Source organism: Shewanella xiamenensis, assembly GCF_024971755.1.
GTDB classification, from domain to species: Bacteria; Pseudomonadota; Gammaproteobacteria; order Enterobacterales; family Shewanellaceae; genus Shewanella; species Shewanella xiamenensis.
In genome coordinates, this window is sequence record NZ_CP079718.1 from 3,980,261 (window position 1) to 3,993,299 (window position 13,039).

Consider the following 13,039-nt stretch of genomic DNA (forward strand, 5'->3'; position numbering starts at 1 on the left):
GAAAAAACGTAAACAAGTATTTGTAAAGAATAGACATTAATGAAATAACAGGAATCGCTAAACAATCCACCTCAAACAGAACATCTCATTACTACAGCGAATTTTTACAGAGTGTTAGACTAAATACTCAAAATCCCAAAACAAAGGCCAGTCATAAAATGACTGGCCTTTGTGCTTGAGCCGCGCAATCGGATATTGTTACATCTTAGTTTGCAGATAATTCGCTAAACCAATGCGGTCAATTAAACCGAGCTGTTTCTCTAACCAATACATATGGTCGGATTCGGTATCATCGAGTAGCACTTCTAAGATCTCACGGGTTTGATAATCTTTTTTCTGCTCACACAACGCAATGACTTTACGTAAATCATCGGCCACCTTGTATTCATAGGCGAGATCGTTACGCAGCATCTCTTCAACATTTGAACCGATGTTGAGCGCTTCCCGCGCGGCCACATTTGGCACGCCTTCAAGGAATAAAATACGCTGTACTAATTTGGCCGCATGGCCTTTTTCATCATCCGACTCGTGGGCAATACGCTCATAGAGTTCGTTTAGTCCCCAGTCTTCGTACATATGGGCATGCACAAAATACTGATCCATCGCCGATAACTCTCCGGTTAGGAGTCGATTTAACGCATCGATGACGTCTTTATCACCTTTCATATTCAGCTCCTATGACTCACTAATTTGCGATTGAAGATAGTTTTGAATGCCAGTTAAGCTAATCAGCTCCTGCTGTGACTCGAGCCAATCTAAATGCTCTTCTTCATCTTCAAGAATATCTTCGAGCAGATCGCGACTGACATAATCCTGCTCAACTTCGCAGAGTGTAATGGCATCCCGCAACAGCGAGAGTTGTTCCTGCACCATGGCTAAATCGCAATCGAGCATCTCTTGAGTGTGTTCGCCAATACGCAGTTTTTCGAGCTGTTGTAGATTCGGTAATCCCTCTAAAAATAATACCCGCTCAATAAGCTTATCGGCGTGTTTCATATCTTGGATGGATTTCTTGTATTCGACGTGGTTTAGCTTCTCCAGCCCCCAATGCTTGAACATTCTGGCGTGGAGAAAATATTGATTAATGGCCGTTAACTCACAGGTAAGCACCCGATTGAGTTGTCCCACCACTTTTGGATGACCTTTCATAAGTTACGATCCTTGATATGAGTGAAAGATTGATCTAAATCAAGCTTCTAGCCTAGTACAGTTTTCAAGCTAACTCAAATTTTCTTTATTTTTCACAAACTTAAAGATAAAAAGCATTCTCATTATCGCTTAGATTAGCCTGCTATCCTCCTCATAAATCAAGGATTAATTTTAACGATGCTAAATTTGAGGCAAAAAAATAGCCTCCAGAGGAGGCTATTTTAGTTGAAGCGGATAATTAAATGATCCGGTCTTTGGTTAACTTCGCTCGGCGCGCTTCTTCAGCGGCCATACGACGCTTACGCTTGTCGCAGGGATCATCACAATCGCAGGCTTTTTCAATCCCTAATACACCTAAACCGCCACAGCTTCCTTCAACGGCTTTGCGCTTGATGAGATAACCTATCGACATAAGCAAAAAGAACAGTAATAAAATCACAAATGCCGCGATAAAAGTGCTCATGTTAACTCCAACTACTTAAGGAAAGGCTTGAAGGCGTCACTGTAGTAGACTTTAAATCCTTCGCCTTGCTTTTCTATTAGCATTATCGCCAAGTGTTCTTTCTTGGCAAGCTCCAATGACGCTTCTGTGCCTAAAACCATCATCGCCGTCGCAAAACCATCGGCCGTCATACATTCTTTATGCAAAACGGTCACAGATGCTAACTTATGATTGATAGGCAAACCGGTACGCGGATCGATTATATGGGTAAAACGTTGACCTTCTTCCTCATAATAATTGCGGTAATCCCCCGACGTCGCCATGGCCATAGTGCCCGGTTCTATCACCTGCTGTACCGCCATGCCCTCATCGGTCGGCTTCTCTATGGCGACACGCCACGAACTGCCATCGCCTTTGGTGCCTTTAATGCTCAGCTCGCCACCAATTTCAACTAAGTAACCCGTTGCGTGATATTTATCTAAAATAGTAGCCACTTTATCAACGCCAAAGCCCTTGGCGATAGATGACAAATCCACGTACAAATGGGCGTTATGCTTGCTTAAGCGATTGCCTTCGATAGAAAGCTCACTGATACCCGTTTTAGCCTTAGCTGCATCAATCTCGGCTTGAGTCGGCACTTTGGTTGGGCGCTTATCGGGGCCAAATCCCCATAAGTTCACCAGCGGCCCTAAGGTAATGTCTAAGGCTTTGTCTGTCACGTGATACAAACGCATGCCTTCTTTAACCACTTTGACAGTATCCGGCGACACTTCGACACTTTGCTCAAGCGGTAACTGGTTGAAACGGGACAATTCTGAATTAGGTCGATAGGTCGACATCTGGTTATTGACTTGCTCTAGGGCTAAGTCAATTTCGGCCTGCAATAGCTGGGCCGTGGGCATTTGCTCATTAGGAACCACTTTAATATGGTAAGTCGTGCCCATTGTGCTGCCCGCAAGGGAGATAACCTCATCCTGTTTGCTACAGGCTGAAATAAAAAAGGCTAGACCTACAAGGACCAGCCAGTTCACTGAATGCTTTAACACTGAGGTTTTTAACACGGGGGTTTTTAACGCTAGGGTTTTAAACATAGTGACTAACAACTCTTTTGGATGCCCTTTAATGCAAAAGTTGCAGATGAGAGCTTTACTCCACATCTGCAACTCTTCTCACCTTGGGCTAATTCACATTAGCCGCCGAAGTCATCCAACAGGATGTTTTCGTCTTCGACACCAAGATTTTTCAACATACCGATCACGGCCGCGTTCATCATTGGAGGTCCACACATGTAGAACTCACAATCTTCAGGCGCTTCATGGTCTTTCAGGTAGTTTTCATACAATACGTTATGGATGAAACCTGTGTAACCATCCCAGTTATCCTCAGGTTGAGGATCGGACAGGGCCACATGCCATACGAAGTTGTCGTTTTCAGCCGCTAAGCCGTCAAAGTCTTCTACGTAGAACATTTCACGCTTAGAACGTGCACCGTACCAGAAGCTCATCTTACGCTTAGACTTCAGACGCTTCAGTTGGTCGAAAATGTGTGAACGCATTGGTGCCATACCCGCACCACCACCGATAAACACCATTTCTGCATCGGTATCTTTCGCGAAGAATTCACCGAATGGACCAGAAATAGTCACTTTATCGCCAGCCTTTAGGCTCCAAATGTAAGATGACATCTTACCGCATGGTAAGCTCAAGTTACGTGGAGGTGGCGTTGCGATACGCACGTTCAACATGATGATGCCGAACTCTTCTGGGTAGTTAGCCATTGAGTAAGCACGGATCGTTTCTTCGTCAACTTTAGATTCAAGATTGAAGAAACCAAAGTGCTCCCAGTCACCACGGTATTTTGCTGGTACGTCGAAATCAGCATATTTAACATGGTGTGCTGGCGCTTCGATCTGGATGTAACCACCCGCACGGAACGGAACAGATTCACCATCAGGAATTTGCAGCTTCAGTTCTTTAATGAAGGTCGCCTTGTTATCGTTAGAGATAACAGTACATTCCCACTTCTTGATACCGAAGATTTCTTCGTCAAGCTCGATTTCCATGTCGTTCTTAACGTTCACCTGGCAAGACAGACGACAACCTTTACGGGCGTCACCCTTGCTGATGTGGTCCAATTCTGTTGGCAGAATATCACCGCCGCCTGACTTAACCACGACGCGACATTGGCCACAAGAACCACCGCCACCACAGGCGCTCGATACGAAGATACCGTTGTTCGCCAGCACGCCTAATAGCTTGCCACCAGCACCGGTTGTAATCGCTTTTTCAGGATCGTCGTTGATGCCGATCGTGATGTCACCGCTAGACACTAGCTTAGATTTAGCAAATAAAATCACTAACACTAAGACGAGGACGATAGCAGTAAACATACTCACACCGAGGTAAACCTCAAGCGGAGTAGATTTAAAAATACCAAGAATATCCATTAACTTATCCTTAGAAGGTCCAATTCAAGAAGCCGTTTGGTGTCTCTTACAGAGACACACCAGAAAACGACATGAAACCTAAGGCCATTAAACCAGCGGTGATAAAGGTAATACCTAAACCACGCAGGCCATTGGGCACATCGGCATACTTCAGCTTCTCACGGATACCGGCCATCAATACGATAGCTAATGCCCAACCTACTCCAGAGCCGAAACCAAACACCACACTTTCGCCCAGTTTGTAGTCACGCTCAACCATGAATGATACCGCACCGAAAATCGCACAGTTCACAGTGATCAGAGGTAAAAAGATACCTAACGCGTTGTACAAAGGAGGAAAGTACTTATCCAGTGCCATTTCCAGAATTTGAACTAAAGCCGCAATCACACCGATAAAGGTAATGAATTTCAAGAAGCTTAAGTCAGCTTCAGGTGCACCAGCCCAAGCCAGTGCGCCAGGCGCTAACAGCCCTTGGTAAATAACTTGGTTAGCAGGAACAGAGATAGTTAACACTACAACTACCGCAATCCCTAGGCCCATCGCGGTAGTCACTTTCTTTGATACCGCTAAGAAAGTACACATACCTAAGAAGAAGGCCAGTGCCATGTTTTCAATGAAAACAGAGCGAATTAACAGGCTAATATAATGTTCCATCTCAATTACCCTTTTGCTTCAACTTGCTCTGGCTTATAGGTACGAATAATCCAAATCAGCATACCGATTAGGAAGAACGCACTTGGCGGCAGTAATAGCAAACCATTTGGTTGATACCAACCACCATCAGAGATCTTGTGCAGGATTTCAACACCGAACAGAGAACCGTTACCAAACAGTTCACGCACGAAGCCAACGGCTAACAGAATCGCACCGTAACCTAAACCGTTACCGATACCATCCATAAAGCTCATCATTGGTGGTGTTTTCATCGCATAGGCTTCAGCGCGTCCCATTACGATACAGTTCGTAATGATAAGACCCACGAATACCGATAACTGCTTAGAAATCTGATAAGCATAAGCCTGCAGCAATTGGTCAACCACAATTACCAGAGAGGCAATAATGGTCATCTGCACGATAATACGTACGCTACTAGGAATATGATTACGGATCATTGAGATAAACAGGTTCGAAAACGCTGTTACCGCAGTTAATGCCAACGCCATTACCAGTGCAGTTTCGAGCTTGCTCGTTACCGCTAACGCACTACATACACCAAGGACTTGTAATGCAATCGGGTTGTTGTTGACGATAGGTCCAGTCAGAACCTGTTTCAGTTCTTTAGCGTCAGACATTAGCTGAGACCTCCATTGCGTGCTTTTTCAATGAAACTCGCAAAACCTTCTTTACCTAACCAGAACGTCAGAGAGTGTTGAACACCGTTACTGGTCAGAGTCGCGCCGGATAATGCATCTACACCGTATTCAGTGCTAGCAACAGCGGGGTTTTTGGTTACGCTGATCGCAATATTACCTTGCGCATCAAATAACTTTTTACCATGCCATTTCGCTTTCCACTGAGCGTTTTGGACTTCACCACCCAGACCAGGGGTTTCGCCTTGCTCGTAGTAAACTAAGCTTTGAATCGTGTTCAGATCAGCATCTAACGCGAGGAAAGCATACATAGTCGACCACAGGCCATAACCATGGATAGGCAGGATCACACTGGTTAACTTACCTTGATCGTCGCGAACCAGATAAACCACTGCATCTTCTGAAACACGCTTAACTGAAGCGATATCGTTTTCAGGTACAAATGAGGTTTTCACATCGCGAGACGCTTTGCGTTGATCAAATGTATTGGCGTCAACACCTTCAACCCAATCACCGGTTTTTAAGTTAACTAACTTAGCTTCGATATGCTTACCGTAAGTTTCCAAAATTTGCGCTTTGGTCACTTTACCGGCTTTAGTGTCAATCAGACCCGCAGCTTCCAGAATGTACTTTTGCTTATCAAGCAGTTTATTTTCTGCTTGAGTTGGGCGCAGTAATACTGCCGCAGTCGACACAAATATCGCACAAATTAGACATAAGCCAACGACGATAAATAGCGTTCTTCCGAACGAATCTCTATTACTAGCCACGAGCAATCCTCCGCTTGATATTTGCCTGAACCACGAAGTGGTCGAACAATGGCGCGAACAAGTTAGCAAACAGAATCGCTAACATCATGCCTTCTGGGAACGCAGGGTTAATCACGCGGATAAACACAGCCATTGCACCAATCAAGATACCGTATGCCCATTTAGCTTGGTTAGTGAATGACGCAGACACTGGGTCAGTCGCCATAAACATCATGCCAAAGGCAAAACCACCCAACACTAAGTGCCAGTACCAAGGCATTGCAAACATTGGGTTAGTGTCGCTACCGACAACGTTAAGCAGTGTAGAAATGGCAATCATACCCACCATTACACCGCCCACGATGCGCCATGATGCGATACGGGTATAGATGATGACCAAACCACCTAAAAGAATCGCTAGCGTAGACACTTCACCGACAGAACCTGGAATGAAACCGAAGAACGCATCCCACCAGTTTTGGTTGAAGGCATAATCCAAATTGCCCGCAGCAGCTTGACTCAGTGCAGTCGCACCAGAGTAACCGTCAGCCACAACCCATGTAGTGTCACCAGACATGTTCAATGGGTAAGCGAAGAACAGGAATGCACGACCGGCCAGCGCTGGGTTTAAGAAGTTACGCCCTGTACCACCGAACACTTCCTTAGCCACAACCACACCGAAGGTGATACCTAGTGCCACCATCCATAATGGAATAGTTGCTGGCAAAGTTAAGGCGAACAGGATAGAGGTAACGAAGAAACCCTCGTTAACTTCATGACCGCGGATAGAGGCAAACAACACTTCCCAAATACCACCGACAGCAAACGTCACCGCGTAGATAGGTAGGAAGAAACAGGCGCCATACCACATTAATGCAGGCCAACCAGAGTTTGCTGTCAGTTCAGTACCGAACATGCCAAACAAGCTCACTTGCCATACATCTGGGGTCGCAAAACCCGCAATTAATGCGAGTTGTGCTTGTAAACCTACGTTGTACATACCGACGAACATCGCGGGAAATGCACAGGCCCAAACCGTAATCATCATACGTTTTAGGTCAAGGTTATCGCGAACATGGGTTTTTCCCTTATTCACTTTACCTGGCGTATAAAAAATGGTGTATGCCGCTTCGAAGAGGGCATAAAACTTTTCGTATTTACCGCCTTTCTCGAAGTCGGGTTCAATACGTTCGAAAAAATCTTTCAAGCTCATTAGCCTTCCCTCTCGATCGTATCTAAACAGTCACGCAGATATGAACCGTAGTCATATTTGCCTGGACATACGAACGTACACAGTGCGAGATCTTCTTCATCTAACTCTAACGCGCCTAGGGTAGCCGCACCGTCAAAGTCACCCGAAATCAGGTCACGCAGTAACATTGTAGGAAGAATATCCAGAGGCATTACACGCTCAAAGTTACCGATTGGCACCATTGCACGGTCCGAGCCACCAGTGCTCGTTGTCATATTGAACAAACGAGAAGAGCTTAAGTGACCAAGGAATGCGCGAGTGATAGAGAACTTGTTGGCGCCAGGCAATACCCAACCCAAAAATTCTTTTTCAGTACCTTCTTCAAGCAGACTGACCTGCATATGGTAACGGCCTAAATATCCTTGAGGACCAACTGCAGTACGGCCATTCAGCACAGAGCCTGAAATGAAACGCACGTTACCATCTAAGGTTTCGCCAGCAGTCAACTCAGTCATGCTTGCACCTAAAACAGTGCGAACCAAACGTGGCTTAGCTGCTTTAGGACCGGCAATTGCAACCACACGTTCGGTATTCAGTTGACCCGTCGTAAATAGCTGACCAATGGCTATTACATCTTGGTAACCGACATGCCAAACAGTACGTTTTGCAGAAGCTGGAAGTAGGAAATGGATATGAGTACCAACAAGACCTGCAGGGTGAACACCGGCAAATTCTTCAACTTGGGCATTAGCAGCAGGAATATCGGCGCCAGGCGCTTTGCAAAGGTAAACTTTACCTTCGGTAAGTCTTGCTAAGACTTTAAGACCATTAGCAAAATCTTCTTTATGCTCGCGGATCACCACTACGGGATCGGCAGCATGGGGTTGCGTATCAATGGCGGTTACAAATATACCCGCAGCAGAAGAATCTACGGCTGGCACTTTGCTGAAAGGACGAGTACGCAATGCAGTCCATAAACCTGACTCAATCAGGTTGTCACGGACAAGTTGCGAGTCAAGCGTATCAAGAGCAGTGGCGTCATACTTAGCAAAGGAAACGCTTTCGTTACCTTCCACTTGAATAACAACAGACTGCAGCACACGCTGGGCGCCCCGGTTAATGTCTAATATAGTACCACTGGCTAAAGCCGTATATTTTACGCCAGGATTTTTCTTATCTTCGAAAATCACCTGACCTTTTTGTACTTTATCGCCCACTTTGATCTTCATCGTTGGACGTAAGCCAATATACTCTTCACCCAAAGTAGCTACATGTTTAATGGCTGGGCCATTATGGATAACTTGCTCTGGTCCGCCTGCTATAGGCAGTTCCAATCCTTTCTTAATTGTAATCATATCCACAAGCACTACGTTTTGAAGGAAAGACAATGCGCCGCGTTCCTGCTAAATACGTAGGTTTTAAACAAAACCTACTGCATTGAGCTAGCGCAGATTTATCACAGAAATGCGATCGCAATCACGCTGGTCGCGCGCATTTTACCCCAATTGCCGTGCCATCGCCACGAAAATTATAGGTGTTTTCAAACCTAAAATAAGGATTTAAAAGAATCATGCACTACAGCGTTCACCTTCCGACCGAGTGAGGGCTCAGAAAGAGAGAGTATTACGGTCACTAAATACTATAACATTAATTTTAAAAGAATTAATTTAGCAAAAGGTCGATATATCAAGATAACCAGAAATATAAATACCTTTTCGCTTTCTTGCTGAACAATCGTCAAACAAGATTTAACTCAGTTTAGAAACGCCATTGATAGCCCAAATAGCTGATCCGTCCATTTTCTACTCGAATTCCGCTATTTGATGCTGAGATTACCAAGGACTCATCAAGTAGATTTTCGACCCGAACATACAATCGATGGTGCTTATCAATATCGTAATTAGCCGCTATATCGGCACGCCATTGACCGTCAACACGCTGCAACTCACTACCATACTGACTGAAATCACGCTCAGATTGATAAGCAGCGACAAGGTTTAATTGATATTGAGCGTATTCAATCCCCGCGCTCAATTGCAATTGATGCTCGGGTAACCAAGCCAGTTTGTCGCCCTCCAGGACGCAGCCTTGGATATCTGTGCAGGTGCTCGTCTGATATTCAGCGCTAAGATACTGATAACTTAAGCCTAAGGGCAATTCAAATTCACCCAGCATCCACTGATAACCTAGGCCAAGTTCAATCCCATAGCTGAGCACATCAGGAATATTCTCTTGGGTGAGTAGACGAGTATCAACACACATGGAATAGCTATCACAATCAACATGCAGATTATCAAATTCTTGCACATAGGCGCGCAAATCGGCCTTAATCCCCTCGCTCGCATATTGGGCGCTAACTTGATAATGGAGTGACTCCTGTGCTTCCTGAGTAAGATTGCCTGCACTCGCGGCGGCCCACGCTCGGCGGATATCAGTACTAAAGCGCCAATCGCCAGCGTCATACAGTACACCAAATTGTGGCATCCAATCGCTATCGGAAAAGTCAGCCTCATCAAGCCCAGCAAAGACTAAGCTAAGCTCACGATTGACACTGACATGCTCGTAAGTAAGGCCTAACTTAATTTGCATACCTTGCCAACGCCATAAAGAGTCGATTGCCGACGTCAGCGCAGTGGTATCATCGGTGTAGGCTAACACCGCATTAGACTCATCACGCACTATACTTCTGTCCGCTTGCCACAAAGCCGTTTGATCACCGAAACGCATTTCGGCTTTATCGGTATGATAACGAGCACTGTAGGTAATTTGATGCTCTCCATATTGGTTTATCGCCTGAGTCTGAGCACCAAACGCACTGTAATCATTATCTTGTACCAACATATTGATATCGGCACCATTAACACTGGGATTTCGGTCAAAGGCGGCAATGTCGTAAAGCGTTCCCAAGCCAATATTTTGCCCATTAAACGCGCCAAGCTGATCCAGTTGTTGTGAATAGGATTGATAGTAAAAGTCGCTAATCACTCGACTGTCACCCAAATCCACTTGATGTGATAACTGGTATTTATGCTGTCTCCCTTGGTGGTTATCTTGTGCTGTAGCGGAATATAGCTGTAATGGATCTTGCTGCCAGTCGGCAGCCGTTATCCCAAGCAATGAGCGATAACTATCGTCATCGATAAATTGATAGGTAAATTCAGTTTGCTGTGGACTGCGAGCACCAAGCAAGCTCGTGGCGTTGACCTTAAATAAGATATCCGTTTTTTTTCTGTCAGCATCACTGCCGTTTAAAAAATTCGCATCGCCTTGCTGTTTTAAATAATTGGCGGCAAATAAGGCTCCGTATTCTTTTTGCTTAACGCCCCAACGCAGGCCAGCATTTACATCGGAATCTGTTGTCCCCTCAATTTGAACACTGCCGGATTGCGGGCGCTCAATAATGTTAAGGCTTTGATAATCCACAACCCCAAACGCTCCCTGACCACCAACAGCCATATTGGCCAGTGGTGTAGTCGTCACACTTTGCTGTAATAAAAGATGGGGTAAGAGTTGCAGTTGAGGGGCTGAGTAAGGCGCAGGTGAGAAATACACCCGATCTTGCATTACAGCGACACCTTGGCTGGCAGAACGCATACTGATATTGGCGGAATTGCCACTATGGTCGGCTCGAAGCAAGGTTAAGCTATTAAGATTACTTAATTGCATCGCATCATCGCTGGAATGGTACTGATCATTGAGCTTGGCTAAATCGAGCGTTTGAGAATAAAGGGGATTTGCATTGAGTGAGTTAGCGTAAATACAGGAAACCGCCAGCGCGGTCAGCGACATGACAAAATAGCGACTTGGCATACCAAGCTCCCAAAATTTTTGTTAGCGTACGGCGTTTGTTGTTATTTTGTAAAATAGCGGAATTAGTTCGAAAAAAAAAGCGACTAATGTCGCTTTCTTGACGCTTTCTTGACGCTTTCGCATTAAGCCCATATTTGCGGCTTAGAGTTTACCTAAAATCTCATCACTGAGTTTTAAATCATCGTTGCGGTTAACACTCACACCAGCAGCGATAATATTGCGTGCAATTTCCTGTGCTTGCTCCAAAGAGTGCATCTCGTAGGTACCGCATTGATATTCGTTCAGCTCAGGAATTTCAGATTGTTCAACGACTTTCAGCACATCTTCCATAGAAGCAAGCCAAGCATCCGCCACTTGATGTTCAGTGGGCACACCAATCAGGCTCATATAAAACCCCGTGCGACAGCCCATTGGCGAAATATCAATAATTTCCACATCATTGCCATTTAGATGGTCACGCATAAAGCCTGCAAATAAATGTTCCAAAGTGTGAATACCACGCTCGCTAAGGATATCTTTATTCGGCGCGCAAAAACGTAGATCAAATACTGTGATCGCATCACCTTTGGGGGTAGTCATATGTTTGGCGACACGCACAGCAGGTGCATTCATTCGAGTATGGTCAACAGTAAAGCTATCAAGTAATGGCATAGGGATCTCCAAATTATCAGGGCGATACAACGCCACTGTCGCTATCTATTTATATGAGTGCAAGCATAACACCAAACAGTAACAAGTTAACGCAAGATGAAATCATCTCATATCAGTAAGGTGCTAATATGAACATTTTGGGTAAATAGCCATCATTAATGCTGTCGTTGTTGGCTGTAGGCATCTTCAGAAATCTTATGGTATTCACGCACGCCTTGCTCATAAGCATGATAAGCCCTATAGACTTTGTCCATCATGGGATCTTGTTGCGCCTGCTCTGCAATCACCTGTTGTGAGATCCGTTCAAGTTCAGTTAACACAGCAGACGGAAACGCCTTAAGCTCTACCCCTTCCTCTTTTACGAGAGTTTCAAGTGCACTGACATTACGCGTGGTGTATTCATCCAACATATCTTGATTAATGGCACGCGCAGCCGTCTTAACGATGGCTTGCAAATCTTTAGGCAGATTCTCAAAAGCGTCCTTGTTAATTAAAAACTCCATATTGGAACCTGGTTCATGCCAACCGGGATAGTAATAATATTTAGCCACTTTATGTAAGCCAAAGGCGAGATCATTCACAGGCCCAACCCACTCAGCCGCATCGATTGAACCAGTTTGCAGAGCACCATAGAGTTCTCTTCCTGGCATATTGACGGGCACAGCACCGACACGTTTGAGCACCTCACCGCCTAAGCCTGGCATGCGGATCTTCAATCCTTTAAAGTCAGCTATCGTATTAATGGGTTTATTAAACCAACCACCCATTTGCATTCCCGTATTACCACCAGCCAGAGGGATAATGCCAAAGGGACGATAGACTTCCTCCCACAGCGCCATACCACCACCATAATGTAACCAGCCGTTCATCTCTTGTGCTGTCATCCCAAAGGGAATTGAAGAAAAAAACTGGGAGGCGGGGGCTTTGCCCTTCCAATAATAGGAGGCTGCATGCGCCATCTGGATTTTACCTTGGCTAACGCCATCGAATACCGCAAAGGCAGGCATTAATTCTCCCGCGCCGTAGACGCTAATGTGCAATCGGCCGTGGGACATCTCATCGACAAGCGTGGCAAAACGCTCAGGGGCCATGCCTAACCCAGGAAAATTTTTTGGCCAAGAAGTGGCTAAACGCCATTCAATCACCTCTTTAAAAGGAGGCCCTTCAGCAACGGAAATAGACTCCGCATGTTGAGATGAGGGATTACAGCCAGTCACGCCAAAAAACAATACCGCTAATAACAGCCCCCCCAAATAACGCATCACGCACTCCCCGCAACAAAAACTGTT

Annotated in this window: 13 protein-coding genes; all 13 read right to left on the bottom strand. The window is 45.3% G+C overall.

Annotated features, from left to right (window positions below; translation table 11 throughout):
• Nucleotides 1–198 precede the first annotated feature (198 nt).
• Nucleotides 199–666 (bottom strand): bacterioferritin, encoded by a 468-nt coding sequence (gene bfr, locus KXJ80_RS18665; protein ID WP_011071356.1) that lies wholly within the window; start codon nucleotides 664–666, stop codon nucleotides 199–201.
• A gap of 9 nt (nucleotides 667–675) precedes the next feature.
• Nucleotides 676–1,149 (bottom strand): bacterioferritin, encoded by a 474-nt coding sequence (bfr, locus tag KXJ80_RS18670; protein ID WP_037415005.1) that lies wholly within the window; start codon nucleotides 1,147–1,149, stop codon nucleotides 676–678.
• A gap of 238 nt (nucleotides 1,150–1,387) precedes the next feature.
• Entirely contained in the window at nucleotides 1,388–1,612 is a 225-nt protein-coding gene (gene nqrM / locus KXJ80_RS18675) for a (Na+)-NQR maturation NqrM (RefSeq protein WP_011071354.1), read from the bottom strand.
• An 11-nt stretch (nucleotides 1,613–1,623) separates the two neighbouring features.
• On the bottom strand, nucleotides 1,624–2,682 hold the full coding sequence (locus tag KXJ80_RS18680; protein ID WP_037415060.1) for an FAD:protein FMN transferase: 1,059 nt from the start codon (nucleotides 2,680–2,682) through the stop codon (nucleotides 1,624–1,626).
• A gap of 98 nt (nucleotides 2,683–2,780) precedes the next feature.
• On the bottom strand, nucleotides 2,781–4,037 hold the full coding sequence (gene nqrF / locus KXJ80_RS18685) for an NADH:ubiquinone reductase (Na(+)-transporting) subunit F (protein ID WP_037415008.1): 1,257 nt from the start codon (nucleotides 4,035–4,037) through the stop codon (nucleotides 2,781–2,783).
• A gap of 46 nt (nucleotides 4,038–4,083) precedes the next feature.
• Nucleotides 4,084–4,692 (bottom strand): NADH:ubiquinone reductase (Na(+)-transporting) subunit E, encoded by a 609-nt coding sequence (nqrE, locus tag KXJ80_RS18690; RefSeq protein ID WP_006080469.1) that lies wholly within the window; start codon nucleotides 4,690–4,692, stop codon nucleotides 4,084–4,086.
• Between the two features lie 5 nt (nucleotides 4,693–4,697).
• Nucleotides 4,698–5,330 carry an NADH:ubiquinone reductase (Na(+)-transporting) subunit D gene (locus KXJ80_RS18695; protein ID WP_037415013.1) on the bottom strand — a complete coding sequence of 211 codons (633 nt, stop codon included), beginning with the start codon at nucleotides 5,328–5,330 and terminating at the stop codon, nucleotides 4,698–4,700.
• Nucleotides 5,330–6,118, bottom strand: a complete 789-nt coding sequence (locus KXJ80_RS18700) for a Na(+)-translocating NADH-quinone reductase subunit C (protein WP_037415022.1) — start codon at nucleotides 6,116–6,118, stop codon at nucleotides 5,330–5,332. The genes KXJ80_RS18695 and KXJ80_RS18700 overlap by 1 nt, the downstream gene beginning before the upstream one ends.
• The gene (locus KXJ80_RS18705; RefSeq protein WP_172589314.1) at nucleotides 6,111–7,310 is read right to left on the bottom strand and encodes an NADH:ubiquinone reductase (Na(+)-transporting) subunit B; all 1,200 of its coding nucleotides are present in this window, start codon (nucleotides 7,308–7,310) and stop codon (nucleotides 6,111–6,113) included. The genes KXJ80_RS18700 and KXJ80_RS18705 overlap by 8 nt, the downstream gene beginning before the upstream one ends.
• Complete coding sequence (locus KXJ80_RS18710) at nucleotides 7,310–8,644, bottom strand: Na(+)-translocating NADH-quinone reductase subunit A (protein WP_037415063.1); 1,335 nt, start codon at nucleotides 8,642–8,644, stop codon at nucleotides 7,310–7,312. The genes KXJ80_RS18705 and KXJ80_RS18710 overlap by 1 nt, the downstream gene beginning before the upstream one ends.
• Before the next feature lie 403 nt (nucleotides 8,645–9,047).
• On the bottom strand, nucleotides 9,048–11,099 hold the full coding sequence (locus KXJ80_RS18715; protein WP_218737246.1) for a TonB-dependent receptor domain-containing protein: 2,052 nt from the start codon (nucleotides 11,097–11,099) through the stop codon (nucleotides 9,048–9,050).
• Nucleotides 11,100–11,240: 141 nt separating this feature from the next.
• A complete protein-coding gene (gene luxS / locus KXJ80_RS18720) occupies nucleotides 11,241–11,750 on the bottom strand; it encodes an S-ribosylhomocysteine lyase (RefSeq protein ID WP_037415025.1) in 510 nt (169 codons plus the stop codon).
• Nucleotides 11,751–11,905: 155 nt separating this feature from the next.
• Nucleotides 11,906–13,012, bottom strand: coding sequence for a TRAP transporter substrate-binding protein (locus KXJ80_RS18725; RefSeq protein ID WP_218737247.1), 1,107 nt, complete (start codon nucleotides 13,010–13,012; stop codon nucleotides 11,906–11,908).
• Between the last annotated feature and the right edge of the window lie 27 nt (nucleotides 13,013–13,039).